Genomic DNA, 21,923 nt, shown 5'->3' with positions numbered 1-21,923 from the left:
CGGTCGCGATCTGCGTGGACGGCGACACCTTCACCGACGAGCCCGCGTGCAGGCCCGCGAGGGCCTCGCCGGCGCGCTCGACGTAGTCCACGCCGTACCCGCCGTCGAAGATCACGGCGTCCACCGTCGTGCTCTCCGCCATGCCGAACGGGTTGGTGGCGCTCACCTCACCGCCGGGGCCGGACGACGCGCCGTCGTCCCCGCCGTCGCCACCCCCGGTGGCGCACGATGCCAGCGTGAGGCCGAGCGGGACGGCGGCCGAGGTGTACAGCGCCGCGCGCAGCACGGCCCGGCGGCTGGGGGCAGGGGCGTGGCCCTGCCGGGGGTTGCTCGTCATCGTCATCGATGTCCTTCGCGCTCCGTCGAGAGCACAGCTGCCCTCGTTGATTGAAAACTATCTACTGATGGCGCTGAGCGCCAGTTTCGCTCACGCTTGGTTCCGGCGGTCGCCGCCGGCCGGCGCCGGGTGGCCCCGGCCGGCGGCTCCTGCTCGCGGTGCACCGTCAGGCGGTCAGCCGCAGGTCACCGACGCGCCAGCCCAGTCGGCGTGGTCGTTGCCGTTGTTGTCCCCGCCCGTGGTCGCCACCAGGTCCAGGTACCGCACCCCGGTGACGTCGACCGCGAGGTCCTCGGTCGCGCCCCCGCCGCGCAGCACGGGCGTGGTCGCCAGCGACTCGTCGTCGCCGCGCACCTCGAACGCCACCGAGCCCCGCGTGCCCTGGCTGTCGTCCACGCCGACCGTGGCGGTGAACGTCTCGCACCGCCCGCCGAGGAACAGCCGCACCGACGACGGCGCGTGCGCGCCGACGCCCTTGTCGTAGACTGTGCCCCGCAGCGTCAGCGGCGTGCCGTCGCCCGCGCCCCGCGGCCCGTTCGACATGTCCCGCTCCACCGGGCCCCAGCCGTTGCTGGTGGAGACGAACGGCAGGTCGGAGACCCAGCTCTCGCCGCTCGGCGGCGGCACGACGACGTGCACCTGGACCGCCTGGTCCAGCGACCGCTCCCCCACGGGCTCGGCCGTCGTCGTGTACGACGCCGTGGCCGCGAGGTCGTACGGCTCCGTGGTGAGCTCGCCGGCCGGGGTGACCTCCCACGTGGTGACCAGCTCGTCGCCCGGCTCCAGCGTCGCCGCCTCGGCGGCGTCCGTGGCGACGGCCTCCCAGCCCTCCGGCACGTCCAGCGCCACGGCGACGTCGCGCACCGTGTCCGACTCGTGCAGCGCCAAGGTCGTCGTGACCGTGTTCGGCTGCCCCGGCTCGAGCGCCGCCCCGCCGTCGTCGAGCTCCAGCGACGCGCACGCCGGCACCGAGGACGCCGGGCCCAGGTCCTCGACCAGGAAGTCGTCGAGGATCAGGTCGGCCTCGTCACCGCCGCCGGTGAGCGACCGCAGCCCCACCCAGGTGTCGCCGCAGGTGCCGGCGACGACCTCCTCGCTGAACCGCGCGGTGTCGAGCTGCGCGTCCAGCGGAGTGCTGCCCGTCTCGACCGACGTCGGCTCGCCACCCGCGACGGAGTCGAAGCCCGTGACCCAGGCGTACTTCCCGTCACGGCCCGACTGGTGGTCGAAGCTGACGCGGTAACGGTGCCCCGGCTCCAGGTCCACCGTGTGCGGCACCGTGCGGTACACCAGCCTGCGGTTCTCCTCGTGCGCCTTGAGCGACCAGCTGCCGTCGATCACGTCGTCGACCCGCTTGCCGTTCCAGCCGCCCTGCGTGTACGGCTCGTGCCGCTCGGCCAGGTGCGTGCGCGGGTCGTTGCTGCCGCCCGCGTCGCCCTTGACGAACGGACCCCAGCCCTGCGGCACGGACTCGAAGTCCTCGAAGGCGACGACCTCGGCAGGTTCGCCGTCCACCTCGGTGCGCAGGTCGGCGGGCACGTCGGCCCGCTCGGTCGGCACCACGCGCAGGTCGTCGAGCCGGACGACGGCGTCGCCCTCACCCGCGCGGACGGTGAGCGTGGGCCGGGTGGTGTCGACGACGTCGAACTCCACCTGCACCCGCTGGTAGTACCGCCCGTGCTTGTCGTCCGCCGCGACGCGGTTGCGGGCCGTGGACCGCTCCAGGTCGACCGACGCGCCCCGGACGGCCTTGCCCGGGCCCGAGACCTCCAGCGTGGTCGGCCGGGAGGCACCCGGCTGCACCTCGACCCAGGCGCTCGCCGCGTACGTGCCGGGCTCCAGCTCGTCCAGGCGCTGCGAGACCTCCGCGGGGCCGGCACCGAGCTGCGCCACGTGCTGGCCGTTGTCCAGCCGCTCGCGCGTCACCTCGCCGCTCGTGCGGTAGGCGCCCAGGCCTGCGGCGTCGAAGCCGGGGTTGGTCACCGGGGCGCCGGCGCCCCAGCCGACGGTCTTCGCGTCGGGGGTGCGCAGGGCATGGCCCGGCACGTCGGGGTACAGCACGTACGGCTGCCCGGCCTCGGCCTCCACGGTCACCTCGCCGCCGTCGACCGGCACGACGCCGACCTTCTCGCGGCCCGTGTCGGTGAGCCGGTACATCGTGAGCTCGTTCGCGCCGGCGAGCTCGCCGGGCAGCGTCCACGTGGTCGGCCCGCCGTCGGGGTTGTAGTGGTACAGCTTGTCGCCCTGTGCGACGTCGTCCTCGGCGCCCGGAGCGTCGGCGGCGCTCCACGGCAGCAGGTACGTGCCGCCGCGCGCGACGACCGCGTCGCCGACGAGGATCTCGCGGTCCGCGGCCGACGTGCCGCGCGCCGTCACGCCGTCGGTGAAGGCGATCTCATCGTCGTCCCAGCGCTGGATCTCGTGGTGCTGCAGGAACTTGGTGGGCAGGTTCGTGGTCCAGATGTTGGCGTAGAACGCGTTCCAGTCGACCTCGCCGGTCCACCCCTCCCACTCCACGATCTGCGCGTTGCCGAGCAGCGGGTGCGGGTTCCAGGTGTCCTTCTCCGCGTTGCGGACGAACCGCACGATCTGCGAGTTCAGCCCCTTGTTGGACGCCCCGCCGTAGCTCTCGTCCGCCGACCAGTGGCTCCACAGCGAGTCCGCCTCGAACTTGTCCGACCACTCCGTCGCGAGCTCGAAGTCGTTCGCCCGGGCGATGTCCGCGAGCGACCGGGCCTGCCAGCCGTAGTTGTAGTAGACGTCGACGTAGAGCATGTCGAGGTCGCCGCCGGTCTCGTCGGCGAGCTGCCCGATGCGCGACGCGAGATCGCCGCTCGTGATGTCGCGGCGCTGGTCGATGTAGTACGACTGGCCGAGCCAGTTCCAGCCCTCCGCGCCCGGGTCCACCAGCTCCTCCGAGAAGGCGTCTGCCTCCGCGTAGGACTCGGTGGCGTTGATGTGCACGCCGAAGTCGGCGTTCCACTCCCCACCCTCGGACATGAGGGTGCGCATGTCCTCCAGGCCGCCGGCGCGCTCGTTGTAGTGGCCGCCGTAGTCCGGGTGGGCGGAGTCGTGACCCTCGGCGCCGTAGCCCTTGAGCACGGCCATCTGCCCCAGGCCGTCGGTCGCGAGCGAGATCCGCTTCACGTCGTCGAGCGTGCGCAGGAACGGGTGCGTGGCCTGCGAGGCGAAGTTGAACGGGATGTGCGTGACGACGCGGTCGGGCACCTGGTCGGCGCCGAGCGCCTTCGGCGCGACGTCGCGGTAGGCGATCGCGCCGTCCTGCCAGTCGGTCGTGCCGTCGCCGTTGGCGTCCGGCGTGACGACGACGGTCGCGGACGGCAGCTCCTCGGTGGTCGGCGACCCCTCCGCCCGGTAGGTCCACGCGCCGGACCACAGGCCCACGCGCACCTCGCCGTCCGCCGCCGTGGCCTGGCGCCGCAGCCGGTTCCTCTCGCGCGTCGCCCGCCCCTGCGCCTCGTCGTAGACGCTGTTGGTGACGATCGAGGCGGCGAGCCCGTTCGCGGACACGAACGCATAGGCGGAGCCGACGGGCTCCGCGTCCGGCTCGGTGTCCGCGGTGACGGGCTCGATCGTGTCGCCCGATCGGGTGCGGTCGGGGGTGAGGACGGCGCTCGCGACGGTGGCGTCGTCGTCGGACGACGAGACCGACAGCAGGTCGTGGCCGGGGATCGCGAGGGTGCCGACGCGGTGCTCGTCGGTGTCCGCGATGTCCGTGACCTCGAACCTGACGGTGGGGCCCGCCACCGCGAGGCGGGCGTCGATGCGCACGCCAGGCAGGTCCGGGAACGTCAGCCGGTACTCCGCGCTGGCGGCGTCCACGGCCGTGCGCTCGGCCTCGACGGCGTACGCCTGGTCGTCGATCGTCACGGAGGTCACGGGGCGGGTGCTGCCGGTGAGCGTCGCGCCGCCGCGGGTGTAGGTCAGCACGCGCGGGAAGTCGGCCGCGACGCGTACCTCGAGCGCGTCGGAGCGCAGGGTCGCGGCGCCGTCGCTCGCCCCCGTGGCCGTGTCGAGGCCGAACGCCGCGCCGGGGTGCGCCGGTGGGCTCGCCGTGGCGGCGGTCGCCGCCGAGAGTCCCGCGCAGCCGACCGCGAGCGTCGTGGCCAGGGCCACGGCGCCGCGGGAGGCGCGGGAGCGGACAGGTCGTCGTGTCATGCGAGATCTCCTTCGATCGGTCGGGCCGCTGCGGCCCGACGACGGTGTCCGTGCTGGTCGATTGCTGGTCTGATGCCGGTCCTGGTCAGAACTCCTCGACGTACTCCTCGGCCTCGCCGAGCTCGGGGCCCGGGCGCAGCTCGAGACCCGTGCCGGCGCGGTGCTGCTCGAGCACCGTCACCGTGTTGTCGCCCGACCGCAGCAGCGGGGCGGGGACGTACAGGGTGCGCTGCGGGCCGACCTCCCAGTAGCGGCCCAGCAGCACGTCGTTCACCCAGGCGAACCCCTTGGCCCAACCCGGCAGGGCGAGGAAGGTGTCCGCCGGCTCGTCGACGTGGAACGTGGTCCGCGCCAGCAGCCCGGCGCCGTCCGGCGCCGCGTCCGCCCCCGCGTCCCACAGCGCGTCGGGGTCCAGCCGGTCGAGCGGGACCGGCGCGCTGTGCCAGCCGTGGACGATCCGGCGGTCCACGAGGACGTCGCCGACGACGCCCTTGTGCTCGCCGAGACGCGGGCCGTAGTTGACCCGGCCGAGGTGCTCCACGACGAGCTCGAGCACGACCTCGTCGCCGGTCCCGGTCACGGCGAGCCCCTCGTGCGCGCTCTCCCGCTCCAGGACGCCGACCGGGACACCGTCGACCTGCACGGTGGCACGGTCGTGCAGGCCCAGCACGGACACGACCGATGTGCCGACGGGCAGCCTGGTGGTCGCGCGGTACAGGACGAGGCCGGCGGCGAGGCCGAGCTGTTCGAACGTGCGAGGACGCGGCGCCCGCTCCCCCGGGCCGGCGACCGCCCGCAGCGCGGGCAGCAGGGGGCGCGTCGCCGCGGGCCCCAGCGTGCGCGCGGGCAGCCGCTCGGGCGGGGCGATCCAGGCGTCGTCCAGCGCGTCGCCGGGCAGGTGCGCGGACCGGTACGGGGCGAAGACGTCGCGCAGGGCGAAGAACTTGGCCGTCGCCGTGCCGTCCTCGGCCACCGGCGCGTCGGAGTCGTAGCTGGTGACGGTGGGCTGCAGGCGCGACCCGTCGTGGTTGGCTCCGGCGGTGAGCCCCGTGTTGGTGCCACCGTGGGCCATGTACAGGCTGACCGATCCACCGATCTCGAGCAGCTCGCCCACCGAGCGGGCCGCGTCGTGCGCGTCACGGGTGTGGTGGGCCTCGCCCCAGTGGTCGAACCAGCCGTTCCAGAACTCCGCGCACAGGAACGGCTCACCGCCCGGGCGGCGGGCGGCGAGCAGGTCGCGCGCCTGGCCGGGCTTGGAGCCGAAGGTCGCGGCGGCGAGCACGCCGGGCAGGGAGCCACCGTCCTGCATGAGGGCGGTCGGCCCGTCGGAGGTGAAGAGGAGCTCGTCGATCCCGCGGTCCCGCAGGGCGCCCGCCACCCAGGCCATGTAGTCGTGGTCCTCGCCGTAGCTGCCGTACTCGTTCTCCACCTGCACGGCGACGATCGGCCCGCCGCGGTTCGCCTGCAGGGCCGCGAGCCGCGGGACGAGGTCGTCGAACCAGCGCGCGACCTCGTCGGTGAACGCGGGGTCGCCGGTGCGCAGCGCGAGGCCGCCGGCCCCGGCGCGGGCGGTGAGCCACACCGGGAGCCCACCGTTGTCCCACTCGGCGCAGATGTACGGGCCGGGACGCATCACCATGTCCATGCCGAGGTCGCCGACGAGCCGCACGAAGGCCTCGAGGTCGCGGGCGCCGGTGAAGTCGGCGCCTCCTCGCTCGGGCTCGTGCCAGTTCCACGGCACGTAGGTGTCCACGGTGTTGAGCCCCATGGCGCGCACCCGCGCCAGGCGGTCGCGCCACAGGTCCGGGTGCACCCGGAAGTAGTGCACCGACCCGGACAGGATGCGGTGCGGGGCGCCGCGGCGCAGCAGGGCGGTGCCCCGCGTGGTCAGCGTGGGAGTCGTGGTCACGTCGCACACTCTAGACACATGTTGATATCCATAACAACACCCGGCGACCGTTTGATCTCATGGAAGCGAGACCACTCGCATTCTTTTCGTTGTTATCGTGACCAGGTGTCGCCGGTAGGCTCTGGCGTGGCAGGCTCGCTCGACCCGCCGAGGGGACCACGACCAGGGAGGTGGCCGGTGACCAGAGCGTCGTCGATGAGCGACGTGGCGCGTGTCGCGGGCGTGTCGGCGCAGACCGTCTCGCGGGTGCTGTCCGACCACCCGAACGTCGGCGAGGCGACCCGCGCACGGGTGCTCGCCGCCGTGGAGCGGACCGGCTACCGGCGCAACCGGCTGGCGCGCGCGCTCGTGACCGGGCGCAGCCGCACGATCGGCGTCGTCACCCACGAGAGCGACCACTACTCGACGTCGGCGATCCTGCTGGGGATCCAGACGGCTGCCCGCGCCGGGGGCTACCACGTGTCCACCGCGACGACGTCGTCGCTGACGACGGACGCGATCGCCGAGGTGGTCGGCCGACTGCTCGACCAGGGCGTCGACGGGCTGCTCATGGCCGTCCCCGTGCGCGAGGAGGCGTCGCTCGGCCACCTGACCCGCGACCTGCCCACCGTCGTGCTCGACGGCATGCGCTCCTCGGCCACCGAGGTCGTGGCCGTCGACCAGGCCGAGGCCGGCCGGCTCGCGACCGAGCACCTGCTGGCGCTCGGCCACGACACGGTCTGGCACGTGGCCGGGCCGGAGTCCTGGAACGACGCCATCGGGCGCACGGCGGGCTGGCGGGCCGCGCTCACCGGCGCCGGCCGCGAGGTGCCGCCCGTGCTGTACGGCGACTGGTCACCGGAGTCCGGCTACCGCAACGGCACCATCCTGGGCCGGATGCCCGACGTCCACGCGGCGTTCGTCGCCAGCGACGAGATGGCGTTCGGCGTCCTGCGCGCCCTGGCCGAGCTCGGCCGCCGGGTGCCCGACGACGTGTCCGTCGTCGGCATGGACGACATCGCGCTGGCCGCGTACGCCACCCCGCCGCTGACGACCGTGCGCCAGCCGTTCCACGACATCGGCCGCCGCGCCGTCGAGCACGTCCTCGCGCTCGTGGACGACCCCGCGACCGTCCACGAGCCCGAGGTCGTGCACCCGGAGCTCGTCGTGCGCGGCTCGACCTCCGCCGGCTGACCATCGGTCCGGGACGGCGGGCCGCGAGCGTCGCCGACGGCCGTCGTGGCGTCGAGCACTCAGGCGAGGGGCACCACGCCGTCGAACTCGCCGCGAGGCGCAGTGCCCGTCGGTTCGTACTCGAGCGCCAGGAGACCCGACGGGGTGGCGTGGTGCTCGATGAGGCGGAGCCCGACGTCGGCCCCGGGATGCGTGAGCAACCGCCTGCCGTGCCCGACGACGGCCGGGGCGACGGCGAGCCTCAGCGTGTCGATCAGGCCCGCGGCCAGCAGGGTCGACGCGAGGCGAGAGCTGCCGTGGACCTGGAGCTCGCCACCGGCACGTCCCCGCAGCTCCCCGACCGCGGCGACGGCGTCGCCGCGCAGCACGGTCGTCGGGCTCCAGGTGCCGGCGGCCAGGGTGTTGCTCACCACGTACTTCGGGAGGGTGTTCATCCGTACGGTGAACGGGTCGGGCTCGGCGATCTGCGGCCAGTCCCGCGCGAACGCCTCGTAGGTGCGGCGCCCGAGCAGGAGCCCGTCGGCGTGGTCGAGCCAGTCCGATGCCTGCCGCACGAACGCGTCGTCCAGGTAGGGCACGAACCAGCCGCCCCGCCGGAACCCGTCGGTGGTGTCCTCGTCCACAGAGCCCGGACCCTGGCTGACGCCGTCGAGCGAGACGAACTGCGTGACCGCGATCCTCATGACCCCGCCACGCTCTCCGCGACCTCGGCGAGCGCGGCGGTGACCGACCCCCACCCCTCGAAGAAGCCCAGTTCCTCGTGGCGGGCTCGGGCCGCCGCGTCGCCGTGCCGCACGATCGCACGGTAGTCGGTGCCGTCCGGGTGGTCGTCGAGCACGATCTCGGCGGTCATCGCCACGGGCTCCGGGGAGGCAGGGCGCCAGGCGCTGCTGATGGCGTTGGAGAACACCAGGCGCCGCTCCTTCTCGACCAGGAGGAAGATGCCGTCGGTGTGCGGGACGTACCTGCGGCCGTCCTCGCTCATGCGGGTGACGAACCCACCTCCGGGGCGGACGTCGAGCACGTCGACGCGCGTCAGCATCGGCTCGGGGACCCACCATCGCTCGAGAAGCGCCGGGTCGGTCCACGCACGCCAGATGTCGCGACGGCGGGCGCGGATCAGCCGCCGCAGCGTGAGGTCCGACGCGGGGTCGAGGGCCGGGGTCGTCATGGGGTGCCTTCCAGATCGGTGACGAGACGTTCGAGGCGGTCGGTACGGTCGCTCCAGACCTGCCGCTGGTCGGCGAGCCAGTCGTCGACCAGCGCGAGCCGTTCCCGGTCGAGCGTGCAGGTGCGCACCCGGCCGGACTTCGCCGTCCGGATCAGCCCGCTCGACTCCAGGACCCGCACGTGCTTCATGAACGACGGCAGGGCCATCGGGAACGGCCGGGCCAGCTCTCCGACGCTCGCCGGACCGCGACCGAGGCGCTGGACCACCTGCCGACGCGTGGGGTCGGCGAGCGCGACGAGCACCGCGTCCAACGCCGGCGAATAGTGAGCCACAAGGCTAAGTATCCGAATCCGACGGCCCCGGCGCAACTCGTGCGCCGGGGCCGTGAGCGGACGTGAGCTGCGGGCGCCGCGTCAGCCCTGCTTCGGGCCCACCCACACCTGCTGGGCGTTGACGAACTCCCGGATGCCGTGCGGGCCGAGCTCGCGGCCGTACCCCGAGCGCTTGATCCCGCCGCTCGGCAGGCGCGGGTCGGTCTTGACGATCCCGTTCACGGACACCTGGCCCGCCTCGATCTCGCCGGCCATCGCCTCGCCGCGCTCCGCCGTCGTCCACACGCTCGCCGCGAGCCCGTACTCGGTGCGGTTCGCCATCGCGAGCGCCTCGGCCGCGTCGGGAGCCCGCATCACCACCATCACGGGGCCGAACGTCTCCTCGCACGCGGCCGTCATGTCCTCCGTGACGTCGGCGAGCATCGTCACCGGGTAGAAGTACCCCGGGCCCTCGGGCACCGTCCCCCCGAGCAGGAGCCGCGCCCCCGCGTCCACGGTCTGCGTCACCTGCCGGTGCAGGGCGTCGCGCAGGTCGGCACGGGCGATGGGGCCCACGTCCGTGCCCTCCTCGCGCGGGTCGCCCACCACGAGCTCGGCCAGGCGCGACCGCAGCCGCTCCACCATCTCGTCGTAGACCGGGGCCTCGACGATGATCCGCTTGGCCGCGATGCACGACTGGCCGGCGTTGATGATCCGCGACAGCGTGATGGTCTCGGCCGCGGCCTCCAGGTCCGCGTCGGCCAGCACGAGGCACGGGTCCGAGCCGCCCAGCTCCAGCACGGTGCGCTTGACCTCGCTGCCGGCCACGCCGGCCACGGCCGCGCCGCCGCGCGCCGAACCGGTGAACGACACGGCGTGCACCCGGCGGTCCCGGATGACGCCCTCCACGGCCTCCGTCTCCACGGGCAGGTTGCCGAAGACGCCCGCCGGCGCGCCCGCCGCCTCGAGCGCCCGGACCACGACCTGGGTGATCGCCTCGGCGCAGCCGACGACGTGCGGGTCGTGCTTCATCACGCAGGTGTTGCCCGCCATCAGGGCGGGGGCGGCGAACCGGGCGGCGAGCCAGAACGGCGCGTTCCACGGCAGGATGCCCAGGACCGTCCCGATCGGCAGGTGCTGCACATAGCTGCGCGTCGCGTCCGAGCCGATCACCTGGTCCGCGAGGTACTCCGCCCCGTGGTCGGCGTAGTGCTCGAAGCACCAGGCCGCCTTGGCGACCTCGCCGCGGGCCTCCGTGATCGGCTTGCCCATCTCGACGGTCATCAGCGGCGCCAGCTCCTCGACGCGGGCGCGCAGGTCGGCGGCGACGGCGCGCAGGACCTCCGCACGCTCGGAGAGCTTCCGGTCGCGCCACGCCGGCCACGCGTCCGCCGCCGCGGCGAGGACGCCGTCGACCCGCGCCGGGTCGGCGGCCGGCTCCTGGCGGACGACGGTGCCGGTGCTGGGGTCCGTCACGGTGAGCATGTGCGCCTCCCTCGGTGTGGTGCTCTGCGTGGTGCTCGGTGTGGTACCTGCCTGGGTGTCCTGCCCCGCCCGCCCGAGCGAGGTCGGGGCGCTCACGCGACGCCGTCGCGGATCGGCGTGGGCGCGTCGGCGTCGAGCACGACGGGCGTGGCGTGCTCGGGCTTGCACGTGAAGTCCTTGTCGAGCGTGAAGAACGACTCGCACCCGCGGGCGGTCACGCGGACGGTGTCGGAGATGCCGACGGTCTTGTCCCCGTCCACGCCCCACATCCACGGCAGGATGTGGAACGTCATGCCCTCGCGCAGGATGCGGGAGTCGCCCTGGTTGAGGCTCGCGATGTACCCCTCGTCCCACGCCGGCGGGAACGCGATCCCGATCGAGTACCCGGAGCGGGTGATGAGGTGGGCGCCCACCCCGTTGTCCGTGATGATGCTGCGCACGATGTTGTCGGCGTCCGACACCGTCATCCCGGGTCGGATGGCCGACTCGACCTCCGCGAGCGCCAGCTTCATCCGCTCCTGGGCGACCAGCATCGACGGTGAGAGCTCGTCGAGCACCACCGTGCGCATCATCGCCGTGTGGTAGCGCCGGAAGCAGCCGCCGACCTCGAGGAACACGTGCTCGCCGGGCTGCACCGTGCGGCCCTCCCACGTGGCGTGCCCGATCATCGTGCGGGGCCCGGAGGTGACGTACGGCATCACGGCCGGGGCCTCGCCGCCGGCACGGAACATCGCGGCCGAGATCTCGGCCGCGATGTCGTTCTCCGTGACGCCGGCCGAGCAGGCCTCGATCCCGGCGCGCATGCCCGCCTCGGTCGCGCGGGCGGCGCGCCGCATGACCTCGATCTCCGCCTCGGACTTGCAGATGCGCCCCTCCTCGACGATGCCGAAGCAGTCCAGCAGGCGCCCCTCGGTGAAGGCCGCGTGGATGTAGTCCTGGTGGTAGGCGGGGAAGAAGTAGCTGTTGCGCTCGTACCCGACGTCCTTGGTGTGCAGGCCGAACTCGCGCAGGGACTGCACGAGGCTCTGGATCGCGTCGCCGGTGTCGGGGTACGGGCGGGTGAGCTCGAGCCACGTGCGGGCGTGGACGTTCGACTCCTCCATGCGGCGGGTGATCATGAAGGGCTCGTCGTCCAGCGGCACCACGAGCGCCTGGAAGAACGAGTAGCCGGTCGTCTGGTAGTCGGTCAGGTACATGAGGTTCTCGGGATCGGTGATCACCACCGCGTCCAGCAACCGGTCGGCCATCCGACGGCGCAGGTCACCCAGCCGCCTCTCGTACTCCTCGAACGCAAAGGTCATGTCGTCGCGCCGTCTCATGACTCCCCCTCTCGGACGTGTCGTCCTGTGTTCCTGTCACACCACCTGCTCGGTCATGGCACCTGCTGCCCGGTCCCGCTCGTCCGGTCACACCGCCCTTCGGACGGCCCCGGCGAGGATCTCGAGCCCCTCGGCCAGGTCGTCGTCGGGGATCGTCAGGGGCGGGATGAGCTTGAGCACCCGGCCCCCGGTCCCGCACGCGCCGATCAGCAGCCCACGGGCGAAGCAGTCGGCGACGACCGCCTTGGCGAGCGCGCCGTCGCCCACGTCGAGCGCCTGGATCATGCCCCGGCCGCGCACCTCGAACCCGCGCGGAGCCAGCTCCCGCGCCAGGTCGTCCAGCGCGCCGGCCATCCGCTCGCCCCGGGTGTGCACCTGCCCCATGAGCTCGTCGTCGTCGAAGTAGGCCAGGGCCTCACGCCCGGCGACGAACGACAGCCCCTGGCCGCGGAAGGTGCCGGTGTGCTCTCCCGGCGACCAGCGCGCGTCGTGCTCGGGCTTGGACAGGTTCATCGCGAGCGGGGTGCCGTACCCGCCGAGGCCCTTGGCCAGGCAGATGATGTCGGGGTCCAGGCCCATGCCGTCGAAGCTGAAGTAGCTGCCGGTGCGCCCGCACCCCACCTGGATGTCGTCGATGACGAACAGGGCGCCGACGTCCTGCGCCAGCCGCTGGACGGCCCGGAGCCACTCCGGGCTCGCCACGTGGACGCCGCCCTCGGCCTGGATCGTCTCGACGACGAACGCCGCCGGGGGCGTGAGCCCGCTCGACGCGTCGGCGAGCTGGGCCCGGTAGGTCTCCAGCGCGCCGAGCCCGCCGCCGGGCGCCGTCTCGAACGGCAGGCGGACGACGTTCTCCAGCGGCACGCCCGCGGCCCCGCGGAAGTACGCGTTCCCGGTGAGGGCGAGCGAGCCCAGCGTCATCCCGTGGAAACCGTTCGTGAACGCCACGACCTCGCGCCGGCCGGTGACACGCCGGGCCAGCTTCAGCGCCGCCTCGACGGCGTTCGTGCCCGTCGGCCCCATGAACTGCATCTTCATGGTCATGCCACGCGGCTCGAGCACGGTGTCAGCGAACTTCTCGATGAAGTCGCGCTTGGTCGTGGTCGCCGTGTCGAGGCTGTGCGCGACGCCGTCGGCCTCGAGGAAGTCGATCATCGCGCGTTTCATGCGCGGGTTGTTGTGCCCGAAGTTCAGCACGCCCGCGCCGGCGAAGAAGTCGACGTAGCTACGCCCGTCCTCGTCGACCTGACGGGCGTTCGACGCCGACGCGAACACCGTCGGATACGTCCTGCTGTAGCCGCGGATCTCGGATTCCCACTTCTCGAACGCCTCCATGAGCCATCTGTACGTTTCGACACAGGGGGTGTCAAGAGATACGCCGACGAGTCGCACCGAGTTCGTGTGAATTCTTCGTGTCAATCCGTCCGGCGCGGACGTCCGCGCCGGCGACGCACGAGATTCGCGAGGGGCGAGTACCGGGGCACCCACCGTCCGAGGGCGGCCGCCGAGGCCACCCCGAGCGAGGCCGCGACCCACACGCCGGCGGCCAGCGAGCCCAGCGCCGCACCGGCCGACAGCACGAGCGGCCCCACCGCGTCGCCGGTGTCCTGGAACAGCCGCCACACGCTGAGGAACGTCGGGCGGGTCTCGGCCGGTGCGACGTCGGCGCCCAGGGTCATGGCGATGCCCGACCCCATCCCGTTGCCCACGCCGAGCACCGCCGCGACGACGGCGACCCCCGCGGCCGTGTGCGCGACGGGCAGCAGCGCGAGCCCGCCCGCCATCGTGAGCATGGAGGGCACCGCCACCCAGAGCCGGCCGAACCGGTCCATGACCTTGCCGGCCGGGTAGAAGAGCAGCATGTCGAGGGCGCCGGAGAGCCCGAAGATCAGCGACGTCACCTCGGCGTCGAAGCCCAGGTGCTCGCCCCACAGCGGGATGACGGTCTGCCGGGCCCCGCGCACGGCGCTCACGAGCAGGATCGCCACGCCGAGCGTCGCGAAGAGGCGGCGGTGCGCGCGCGCCACGGCCACCACGGAGACGTTCGCGGCCCGGCCCGCGTCCCGCGGCGGCCGGGCGCTGCCGGCCTCCGGCTCCGGGCGGACCAGCGCGAGCACCAGGACCGCGGCCAGCGCGGCACCCGTCCCGAGCCAGAACGCGCCGTGCAGCGACGTCGCCGCGATGACGCCCGCGCCCGCGAACGGCCCCAGGAACAGGCCGATGCGATGCACGCCGGCGAGCGTCGACAGGACCCGCGCCCGCCGCAGGGGCGGCGTGATCTCGGTGAGGTAGGACTGCCGCGCGAGGCCGAAGACCGCGTTGGCCGCGCCGAGCACGAGGACGCCCGCCGCCAGCCCCCACAGGGCCGACGACAGGGCGACCGTCGTGAACGCCAGGACCGCGGCGCCGCCCGCGACGAGCATCGCCACCCGGTCGCCCGCCCGCTGGGCGAGCGCGCCGGCGGGCAGGTCGAACGCGATCTTGCCGAGCGGCAGGAGCGCCGTCACGAGACCCGCGACGGTGAGGCTCGCGCCGCGGCCCGTCGCGGTGACCGCCACCACCGGGAGCATCGCCCCGATGCCGATCTCCAGCAGGAGGGTGGGGACGAACGCCCCGAGGACGACGCTGCGCAGAGGGAAGAGCGGAGGTGGGTCGGACGGCACGTCCCCTTCCTACCGCAGGCGCCCGGGACGCGGCGGAGCCGTCCGGAACCGTCCGCACCGCCCCGGACACGCCTCCGTGACCATTTCGTGACTTTCGCTGACAGATGGGATACGTTGCTGCCCGGCTCGACGACCTCGGGCCGGACCCGACGGCTCACCGCGCAGGCGCCAGGAGATGCTCATGCCGACGACGGATCGAGGACGCTCCCGCGTCCCTCGCCCGACGACCCCGCCCGCCGCGCAGCCCTCGGCACCATCACCCCGGGGCGAGCACGGGGGCGAGCGTTGAAGCACGCGCGCCACCGGAGCACCCCCGCGGACCCCATCTCCGCCACGACCGGCGCCACGCGGGCCCGCCCGGAGAGCCGGCAGGCCCGGGGCCGCCACTCCGCCGGCAGGGCGCGACGCCCGTCGCCGCTCGCCGCGCTCGCTCCCCGCAGCTGGCCGCTGAGCGTCGGCGTGGGCCTGGCCGTCACCGTCGCGACCACGACGTCCTTCACCGTCGCCTCGCCGGGAGCCCTGGACCCGCACCGCACCGAGGACGCGGGCGCCACGGCGTCCGCCGCCGGGGCCGCCGCGGCCGCGGTCGACCGCGAGGGGGCGGCGTCGCGCGCCGGCGAGCGCTCGGCGCCCGCGGCCGCGAAGGCACCCCGGTCCGGCCGGGCGGCGACCGGCCTCGTCGTGCCCCGCGACGTCACGATGTCGGGTGGCGACGCGACCACGGCGCAGATCGCGGCCGCGCCGGAGCCTCCCGTCCTGCCGGGCTGCGACGGAGAGGCCAGCGGCACCGGCTCCAACGGGTACGTCCCGGACAGCGAGCTGTGCGACCTGTGGGACGGCTACCCCGCGATCCGCGCCGACGCCGCCGTGGCCCTGGCGCGGCTCAACGAGGCGTACAGGGCCACGTTCGGCGAGTCCATGTGCCTCACCGACGGGTACCGCAGCTACGCCCAGCAGCTCGCCGTCCGCGCCGAGAAGGGCACCCTCGCGGCGCCACCCGGCACCTCCAACCACGGCTGGGGCCTGGCCGTGGACATCTGCGCCGACTCCTACGCCGGTGACCGCTGGGACTGGCTCGCCGCCAACGCCCCCGCCTACGGCTGGGACAACCCGGACTGGGCACGCCCCGGCGGCTCGAAGTACGAGCCGTGGCACTGGGAGTACACCGCGGCGGTGGCCGCGAAGACCGGGTACTGACCCCGGCGGACGCGAGGGGCTCGCCGTCCAGGGGGTGCTCACCTGCGCCGCAGCGTCCGGCCATGATGGGGTCACGTCGTGCCTCGACGACGAGCACGTCACCCGAAGGAGCTGCTGTGCGCCGACGAATCGCCCCGATCCTGCTCGCCCTGACCGCCACCACCGCCCTGACCGCGCCGGCGGTCGGCGCGCCACCCGGAGGGACGCTGCCGACGACGACGCCGGCCTCGGCCGGGTCACCCGTCGCGCCCCAGCCGGGATTCCGCGTGCTGCCGTACCTGCAGGCGCCATCGTCGGAAGCCATGACGCTCGTGTGGGTCAGCGAGCTCGACACCCCCGGCACGGTCACCGTCCACGGTCCCGGCGTCGGGCGCCGGACCCTCACCAGCGACCCGCGGTACCTGGACCTCATGGAGTACTCCGACGCCGAGCTCGCCGAGAGCATCGACGGGCTGGACCCGGGGTCCTGGCTCCACTCCGACGCCAACTACCAGCACGTGGTCCGCGTCGACGGCCTGAAGGCCGGCAAGACCTACCGCTACACCGTCGCCCAGGACGGCGTGGAGCACGCCGCGACGTTCACCACCGCCCCCGACGCCGACCGGTGGGACCACGTACGGATGGTGGCCTTCTCCGACACGGAGACCGAGCCCGCCGGCCGGGTCGAGAACCGTGAGTGGGAGACGGCTTGGGCCGGCCTGGCGAACGGGTCGGCCGACCGGCCCGGCCCGGACTCCGCGTGGGCCGACCGCCACGGAACGGCGGTGCGCTACGGCGAGGAGCTGGTGCGCTATCCCATGACCCAGGCCGACGCGCTCGACGCGAACATCGCCACCATCGCCGAGCAGGACCCGGACCTCATGCTGGTCGCCGGCGACCTCACGCAGGGCTCCGGCTACCAGCCCGCGTGGGACGAGTTCTGGCGGCACTTCGCCGGCGAGTCCAGCGACTTCGCCTCGAACGTCCCGCTCGTGACCGCGATCGGCAACTGGGAGACGTACGCCGCCCTCAGCGGCGGGTACGGCTCGCCGGAGGACCGCACCCCGGTCGTGGTCTCCCGCAACCGCTACCTCGACTACATGGTCACCCCGGGTGACCCGGCGAACCCGCAGGCGCGAGACTCCTACTACCGTCTCGACCACGGCCCGGTCACGATCCTCACGCTCGACTCCACCAACGGGCTGCCGGACGAGAACACCGCCACCGGCACGCTCTCGGGCGAGCCGTTCTCCGGCGACGACACGAACCTCACCCCGGAGCGGATGTCCACCGACACCCAGGGGTCGTTCACGGCCGACGAGTACGGCAGCGCCTTCGCGGACGTGTTCGGCACCGACGCCGGCGAGTCCGACCTGCAGGACCTCGGCGAGGGCAGCGCGCAGTGGGAGTGGGCCGAGGCCCAGCTTGCCGACGCCCGGGCCCAGGGCCAGGTGATCCTCGTGCAGTTCCACCACGCCGCCTACTCCAGCGGCGTGCACGGCACCCCGCCCAACCACGAGTTCGCCGACAACCAGTCCGGCGTCGCGATGCGCGCCTGGACCCCGATGCTCGAGGAGTACGGCGTGGCCGCGGTGATCAGCGGGCACGACGAGATGTTCGAGCGGTCCTTCGTCGACTCGGACGGCGACGGCGTGGGCATCCAGGTCTACGACGTGGGCGTCGCCGCGGACGGCCTGCGCGGCGAGCAGCTGTACGAGACCTCCGGCGACACCTACGCGCCCATCCGGTTCAACACCCACTCCGCGTGGTCGGCGGCCGTGGACGAGCCCGAGCTGTGGGAGGACGACGCGGACGGGAACCCGCGACTGGTCGACGGCGGCCTGCACTACGGCCACCTGCAGATGGACCTGCAGCGCACCCGGTGCGGGTCCGAGCTGACGCTGACACCGGTCTACCTCTTCCCGCAGATGGACGACGACTACACCGTCACCGGCACCGAGCGGCGCGTCTACGACGACGTCGTGACGCTGGAGCTGACCGCCGACGGCGAGGTGGTGGCCGACGGCTCGTGCCGGGGGAACGCGCACCGGAGCTGATCGACCGGCCGGTGGAGAAGGGCCCAGGTTCGTCCTGGGCCCTTCTCCGCACGGGCGACGTCCGCGACGAGGCGGGACGGCTACCGGCGGGTCATCGTGCTGGGGTAGCCACCGCCTCCGGGGTAGACCCATTCTCCGGTCATGACGGTGCCACCGTCGGTGAAGGTGCCGCGGAAGTAGGCGGGGCTCCCCGCGGCGCCCGCCCAGATGGTGAGGGTGTCGTCGTCGAGCTCGTAGACGTAGTCGAAGGTGTTGCCCTGCGCGTCGTAGAACCGGGACGCGATCTCCTCGCTGACCGGCTCTCCGAAGGGGTGAAGATGTCCGATCACCTCGAACCCGGTCACGGTCTGGCCGTACTGCTCGAGGTTCACGTGCTGGATCAGGAAGAATCCGCCGAGCGCCCGCTCGTAGCGGACGGTGCCGGTGGCACCGCCGGTGACGGTCCAGGTGCCGACGAGCCGGTCGAGGGCGCGCAGGCGTTCGCCGGGCTCGGCCGTGGCGTCCGGCCCGTAACCCTCGGCCCTGTCGTTGCTGGTGGTCTCGGTCACGATGTGCTCCGTGTCTGTCGGTGCGACCGCGGTGCGGGTCGCGCTCACCGGTACCTCGGAGCCGGCGGGCGGTTCTCGACACGATCGCCCGAGAGAGCTCGACGAAAGTCCTGTCGGCGGGGATGTCGAAGCGGGCTGCTCGGCTCCGAGGTATCCGTGACGTCGCCCGCTCGGGGCGGCACCGGACCGCCACGGAGCACATCATGACCACCGCCACCCGCACCGGGAGTCCCGCAGGGCAGGTCGCCCGACCGCGCACCCGGACCCTGCTGTCCGCCGCGGCACTCGCCGGCCCTGTCTTCTTCGTCTCGTCGGCGATCCACGCGCTGGCGCGACCCGGGTTCGACCTCCGCGTCCACCCGCTCAGCCAGCTCGCCACCGGCGCGTCCGGCGGGATCCAGCAGGCCACCTTCGTGCTGGCAGGCCTGGGCGTGATCGCCCTCGCCGTCGCGCATCGCCGACTCGTCACCCAGGGCGTCGGCCGGCGCCTGGTACCGGTCTTCCTCACGGTCTTCGGCGCGGGGTTCGTCGTCGCGGGCCTGTTCACCATGGACCCGCAGCGCGGCTTCCCCGAGGGCGCTCCCCCAGGCGTCGTGGAGATGTCGTGGCACTCGGTCGTGCACACCGCCGCCGCGGCTGTGTCGTTCGTCGCGCTCGCGGCAGCCTGCCTCACCCTGCTGGTGCGGCACGTCCGCGCGCGTCACGCGTGGGCCGCGGTCGGCAACGGACTGGTCGCGCTCGTGCTGCTGCTGCCGACGTCTCCCACGGAGTCGAGCGTCCAGATCGCGGTCACCGGCCTGATCGCCTATACCTGGGTCACCGTCTACGCACTCGTCCTGCGTCGGTCCGCGCGACCGCCGCGAGCGTAGAACACGGCCGACCAGCTGAGGAGCGCCGACCATGAAGTACCTGCTGTTGAGCTACACGCCCGCCGAGGCGTGGGATGCCACCACGGCCGACGTACCGAGCCAGGAGGCGATGGACGCGTTCGCGGCGTATCAGAAGTTCGAGGCCGAGCTGCGCGAGACCGGCGAGTTCGTCCTCAGCGAGGGACTCGGCCACCCGGCGGTCTCCACCACCGTCCGCAAGACCGACGCCGGCGTCACCGCGACCGACGGCCCGTTCGCCGAGCTGAAAGAGGTGCTCGCAAGCTTCGCGATCATCGACGTCGCCAGTCTCGAGCGCGCCCGCGACATCACCGCCCGCATCGTCGAGGTGCTCGGCGAGCCCTTCGAGATCCGGCCGATCATGGGCGACGACTTCGCCTGATGCCGGAATCCGCACACAGCGCGCCCCGGCGTGTCGAGCACGTGCTGCGCGACCAGGCGCCGCACGTGCTCGGCGCGCTGGTGCGACGGTTCGGCCGCTTCGAGCTCGCTGAGGACGCCGTGCAGGAGGCACTGCTCGTCGCCGTCCGGCGCTGGCCCGACGAGGGGGTGCCGGACGAGCCGCGCAGCTGGCTCATCCGCGTCGGCTACCGGAAGATGATCGACCTGATCCGCTCCGAGCAGGCGTCCCGTCGCCGTGAGGAGGACGCCGCCCACGCCGATCCCGTGCTCGTCCACCCGACCCAGCCCGCACCGGCCGTCGTCGACCATGACGACAGCCTGCACGTGCTGCTGCTCTGCTGCCATCCTTCCCTCAGCGAGGCGTCCCAGGTCGCCCTGACGCTGCGCGCGGTCGGCGGTCTCAGCACCACGGAGATCGCGCGCGCCTACGGCGCGACCGAGACGACGATGGGCACCCGCATCAGCCGCGCCAAGCAGACCCTGAGAAGGTCCGGCGCTCGCTTCCACATCGTCGACGACGACGACCTGGCCGGTCGCGTCGTGGTCGCGATGCGGGTGCTGTACCTGATCTTCAACGAGGGCTACACCGCCACCGCCGGCGACCGTCTCACCCGCGTCGACCTCACCGCCGAAGCCGTCCGGCTCACCCGGATGCTCCACACGCTCCTCCCCGACGAGGCCGAGGTCGCCGGGCTCCTGGCGCTCATGCTGCTGACCGACGCACGCCGGGACGCCCGCGCCGACCCGCGCGACGGGCTCGTCGTCCTGGCCGAGCAGGACCGATCCCGCTGGGACCGGGAGATGATCGCCGAGGGGCGGCGGCTCATCGACGGTGTCTGGCGGCTGGAGCTCGTCGGCCCCTACCAGCTGCAGGCGGCGATCGCGTCCACCCACGCCCAAGCGCAGTCCTGGCGGGACACCGACTGGCCGCAGATCGCGGCACTGTATCTCTGGCTCGAGCGTCTCGAACCCACCGCACCGATCCGTCTCTCCCGGGTCGTCGCCGTCGCCCAGGCCTTCGGCCCCCGCCGCGGCCTCGCCCTGCTCGACCAGCTCGACCGCGAGCACCGGCTCACCGACGACCCGCTCGTCGCCCAGCGCGCACACGCCGTCCGCGCCCACCTCCTCGACCGGCTCGGTGAGCACGACCGCGCCGACGACGAGTACCGCGCCGCTGCCGACCTCACCGAGAACGCGACCGAACGACGCTACCTCCACCGACGCGTGCACCGGCCGGCACCAGGCCCGACACCGTAGCCGCAGCAGGCGAGCCGCCGCGGCGAGTCCGCGAGCCGGTGCTCGGAGTCATCGCCGGGGTCGCGCACGCCGACGACGGCGCGCCGGGCGCGAAGCGTTGGGGACCGGCAGCCTCCTCTCCGCGCGCGAGGCTTGCGGACCCCGGCCACCGGCACGGACCGCACGTCGGGGTTAGCGGCCAAAACGTGTGGATGGGATCGGCTCGCAGGGGCTTGATCTAGCGGCTGTCAGGGTGTGGTCATGCTCCGGGACCCTTAACCGTGACGGGTACTGGAAACACGGGCAGATGCGGTGTATGTGCGTCGAGGCTGGTCAAGAACGGTAGGACGGCGGCCGGGACGCAGCGGTGGATCTGCAAGGAGTGCGGGTCATCGAGCGTGCGGCGCCGCCCAGACCGGACGCGGGCGGCGCACCTCGATGCGTTCGTCGCCTGGCTGATGGGCAACACGACCCAGCACGACGTCGGGCCCTCTGCACGCTCCTTTCGCCGCCGGCACGCGTGGTGCTGGAACGTCGACCCACATGTCCCGATCACCGGGGAGGTCTACGACGAGGTCCAGGTCGATGGCACCTACCTCACGGGTGGGTGGTGCCTGCTCCTCGCGATCGACGCCATGACGGGCACCGTGATCGGCTGGCAGTGGTGCGATACCGAGAAGAGCGCCGCGTGGGTCGCGCTCCTCGAACGCATCCCCGCCCCGCGTGTGGTCGTCACGGACGGAGGCTCGGGCCTGGCCACCGCGCTCAAGACATGCTGGCCGGACACGCCCGTCCAACGGTGCCTGGTCCACGTGCAACGCAACGTCCGCCGCGAGCTGACCATGCGGCCACGCACCGATGCCGGCCGTGCCCTGCGAGCCATCTCCCTGGCCCTGACAAGGATCAGAACCCGCGAACAGGCGACGGCGTGGGAGGTGCGTCTGCACGAGTGGCACCAGGTCTACAGCGACCTCATCAACGCCAAGACCTACCTGCGTCAGGCCGGAGCCCGACCATCCTGGGCGCGCGCGAACGCGACCTGGTGGTGGACCCATGACCGGCTCCGCAAG

17 protein-coding genes and 1 pseudogene are annotated in these 21,923 nt (G+C 73.2%); 7 read left to right on the top strand and 11 right to left on the bottom strand.

The annotated features are described in order from the left end of the window. From EYB28_RS19810 to EYB28_RS19800, 3 genes and pseudogenes are all read right to left on the bottom strand, one after another. A pseudogene (locus EYB28_RS19810) lies at nucleotides 1-343 on the bottom strand (hypothetical protein); the annotation flags it as partial. A gap of 168 nt (nucleotides 344-511) precedes the next feature. Continuing rightward, the gene (locus EYB28_RS19805; RefSeq protein WP_166852984.1) at nucleotides 512-4,516 is read right to left on the bottom strand and encodes an endo-alpha-N-acetylgalactosaminidase family protein; all 4,005 of its coding nucleotides are present in this window, start codon (nucleotides 4,514-4,516) and stop codon (nucleotides 512-514) included. Nucleotides 4,517-4,601: 85 nt separating this feature from the next. Beyond that, complete coding sequence (locus tag EYB28_RS19800) at nucleotides 4,602-6,425, bottom strand: beta-galactosidase (RefSeq protein ID WP_166852981.1); 1,824 nt, start codon at nucleotides 6,423-6,425, stop codon at nucleotides 4,602-4,604. A 177-nt stretch (nucleotides 6,426-6,602) separates the two neighbouring features. On the opposite strand from EYB28_RS19800, the gene EYB28_RS19795 reads away from it, so the two are divergent. Then, complete coding sequence (locus EYB28_RS19795; RefSeq protein WP_240930790.1) at nucleotides 6,603-7,598, top strand: LacI family DNA-binding transcriptional regulator; 996 nt, start codon at nucleotides 6,603-6,605, stop codon at nucleotides 7,596-7,598. Between the two features lie 59 nt (nucleotides 7,599-7,657). On the opposite strand, the gene EYB28_RS19790 is transcribed toward EYB28_RS19795, so the two are convergent. From EYB28_RS19790 to EYB28_RS19760, 7 genes are all read right to left on the bottom strand, one after another. Next, nucleotides 7,658-8,281, bottom strand: a complete 624-nt coding sequence (locus EYB28_RS19790; RefSeq protein ID WP_166852978.1) for a dihydrofolate reductase family protein — start codon at nucleotides 8,279-8,281, stop codon at nucleotides 7,658-7,660. Further along, nucleotides 8,278-8,769, bottom strand: coding sequence for an SRPBCC domain-containing protein (locus EYB28_RS19785; RefSeq protein ID WP_166852975.1), 492 nt, complete (start codon nucleotides 8,767-8,769; stop codon nucleotides 8,278-8,280). The genes EYB28_RS19790 and EYB28_RS19785 overlap by 4 nt, the downstream gene beginning before the upstream one ends. Further along, nucleotides 8,766-9,101: a helix-turn-helix transcriptional regulator gene (locus EYB28_RS19780; RefSeq protein WP_166852972.1), complete on the bottom strand. Its 336-nt coding sequence runs from the start codon at nucleotides 9,099-9,101 to the stop codon at nucleotides 8,766-8,768. The genes EYB28_RS19785 and EYB28_RS19780 overlap by 4 nt, the downstream gene beginning before the upstream one ends. Nucleotides 9,102-9,182: 81 nt before the next feature. Then, complete coding sequence (locus tag EYB28_RS19775; RefSeq protein WP_166852970.1) at nucleotides 9,183-10,565, bottom strand: aldehyde dehydrogenase family protein; 1,383 nt, start codon at nucleotides 10,563-10,565, stop codon at nucleotides 9,183-9,185. A 92-nt stretch (nucleotides 10,566-10,657) separates the two neighbouring features. Continuing rightward, complete coding sequence (doeA, locus tag EYB28_RS19770; protein WP_166852968.1) at nucleotides 10,658-11,884, bottom strand: ectoine hydrolase; 1,227 nt, start codon at nucleotides 11,882-11,884, stop codon at nucleotides 10,658-10,660. 87 nt (nucleotides 11,885-11,971) lie between these two features. Continuing rightward, nucleotides 11,972-13,219: an aspartate aminotransferase family protein gene (locus EYB28_RS19765; RefSeq protein ID WP_166852966.1), complete on the bottom strand. Its 1,248-nt coding sequence runs from the start codon at nucleotides 13,217-13,219 to the stop codon at nucleotides 11,972-11,974. Between the two features lie 80 nt (nucleotides 13,220-13,299). Further along, nucleotides 13,300-14,547 carry an MFS transporter gene (locus EYB28_RS19760; protein WP_240930788.1) on the bottom strand — a complete coding sequence of 416 codons (1,248 nt, stop codon included), beginning with the start codon at nucleotides 14,545-14,547 and terminating at the stop codon, nucleotides 13,300-13,302. A 285-nt stretch (nucleotides 14,548-14,832) separates the two neighbouring features. On the opposite strand from EYB28_RS19760, the gene EYB28_RS20195 reads away from it, so the two are divergent. Together EYB28_RS20195 and EYB28_RS19750 are read left to right on the top strand one after the other, a co-directional pair. Continuing rightward, nucleotides 14,833-15,744: a M15 family metallopeptidase gene (locus tag EYB28_RS20195; protein WP_205711075.1), complete on the top strand. Its 912-nt coding sequence runs from the start codon at nucleotides 14,833-14,835 to the stop codon at nucleotides 15,742-15,744. Nucleotides 15,745-15,860: 116 nt separating this feature from the next. Next, nucleotides 15,861-17,780, top strand: coding sequence for a metallophosphoesterase (locus tag EYB28_RS19750; protein WP_240930787.1), 1,920 nt, complete (start codon nucleotides 15,861-15,863; stop codon nucleotides 17,778-17,780). Nucleotides 17,781-17,860: 80 nt separating this feature from the next. Here EYB28_RS19750 and EYB28_RS19745 read toward each other — a convergent pair whose 3' ends face one another. After that, nucleotides 17,861-18,328, bottom strand: coding sequence for a hypothetical protein (locus EYB28_RS19745; RefSeq protein ID WP_240930786.1), 468 nt, complete (start codon nucleotides 18,326-18,328; stop codon nucleotides 17,861-17,863). Nucleotides 18,329-18,531: 203 nt separating this feature from the next. Between EYB28_RS19745 and EYB28_RS19740 the strand changes: the two genes are divergently transcribed. From EYB28_RS19740 to EYB28_RS19725, 4 genes are all read left to right on the top strand, one after another. Beyond that, nucleotides 18,532-19,197 (top strand): DUF998 domain-containing protein, encoded by a 666-nt coding sequence (locus EYB28_RS19740; RefSeq protein WP_166852964.1) that lies wholly within the window; start codon nucleotides 18,532-18,534, stop codon nucleotides 19,195-19,197. A gap of 31 nt (nucleotides 19,198-19,228) precedes the next feature. Beyond that, complete coding sequence (locus tag EYB28_RS19735) at nucleotides 19,229-19,597, top strand: YciI family protein (RefSeq protein WP_166852962.1); 369 nt, start codon at nucleotides 19,229-19,231, stop codon at nucleotides 19,595-19,597. Then, nucleotides 19,597-20,874 (top strand): RNA polymerase sigma factor, encoded by a 1,278-nt coding sequence (locus EYB28_RS19730; RefSeq protein ID WP_166852960.1) that lies wholly within the window; start codon nucleotides 19,597-19,599, stop codon nucleotides 20,872-20,874. The genes EYB28_RS19735 and EYB28_RS19730 overlap by 1 nt, the downstream gene beginning before the upstream one ends. Nucleotides 20,875-21,134: 260 nt before the next feature. Beyond that, the coding region (locus tag EYB28_RS19725) for an IS1249 family transposase (RefSeq protein ID WP_166852958.1) at nucleotides 21,135-21,923 on the top strand (789 nt) is incomplete at its 3' end.

Origin of the sequence: Isoptericola sp. BMS4, from assembly GCF_011634835.1 — a bacterium.
Lineage (GTDB): Bacteria > Actinomycetota > Actinomycetes > Actinomycetales > Cellulomonadaceae > Isoptericola.
This window is presented reverse-complemented; position numbering and strand designations above follow the sequence as displayed.

Bases quoted from the DNA above. Each gene is read 5' to 3' on its own strand.
- EYB28_RS19740 (WP_166852964.1), top strand. From the start codon at position 18,532: ATGACCACCGCCACCCGCACCGGGAGTCCCGCAGGGCAGGTCGCCCGA.
- EYB28_RS19805 (WP_166852984.1), bottom strand. From the start codon at position 4,516: ATGACACGACGACCTGTCCGCTCCCGCGCCTCCCGCGGCGCCGTGGCC.
- EYB28_RS19790 (WP_166852978.1), bottom strand. From the start codon at position 8,281: ATGAGGATCGCGGTCACGCAGTTCGTCTCGCTCGACGGCGTCAGCCAG.
- EYB28_RS19785 (WP_166852975.1), bottom strand. From the start codon at position 8,769: ATGACGACCCCGGCCCTCGACCCCGCGTCGGACCTCACGCTGCGGCGG.
- EYB28_RS19765 (WP_166852966.1), bottom strand. From the start codon at position 13,219: ATGGAGGCGTTCGAGAAGTGGGAATCCGAGATCCGCGGCTACAGCAGG.
- EYB28_RS19775 (WP_166852970.1), bottom strand. From the start codon at position 10,565: ATGCTCACCGTGACGGACCCCAGCACCGGCACCGTCGTCCGCCAGGAG.
- doeA (WP_166852968.1), bottom strand. From the start codon at position 11,884: ATGAGACGGCGCGACGACATGACCTTTGCGTTCGAGGAGTACGAGAGG.
- EYB28_RS19735 (WP_166852962.1), top strand. From the start codon at position 19,229: ATGAAGTACCTGCTGTTGAGCTACACGCCCGCCGAGGCGTGGGATGCC.
- EYB28_RS19730 (WP_166852960.1), top strand. From the start codon at position 19,597: ATGCCGGAATCCGCACACAGCGCGCCCCGGCGTGTCGAGCACGTGCTG.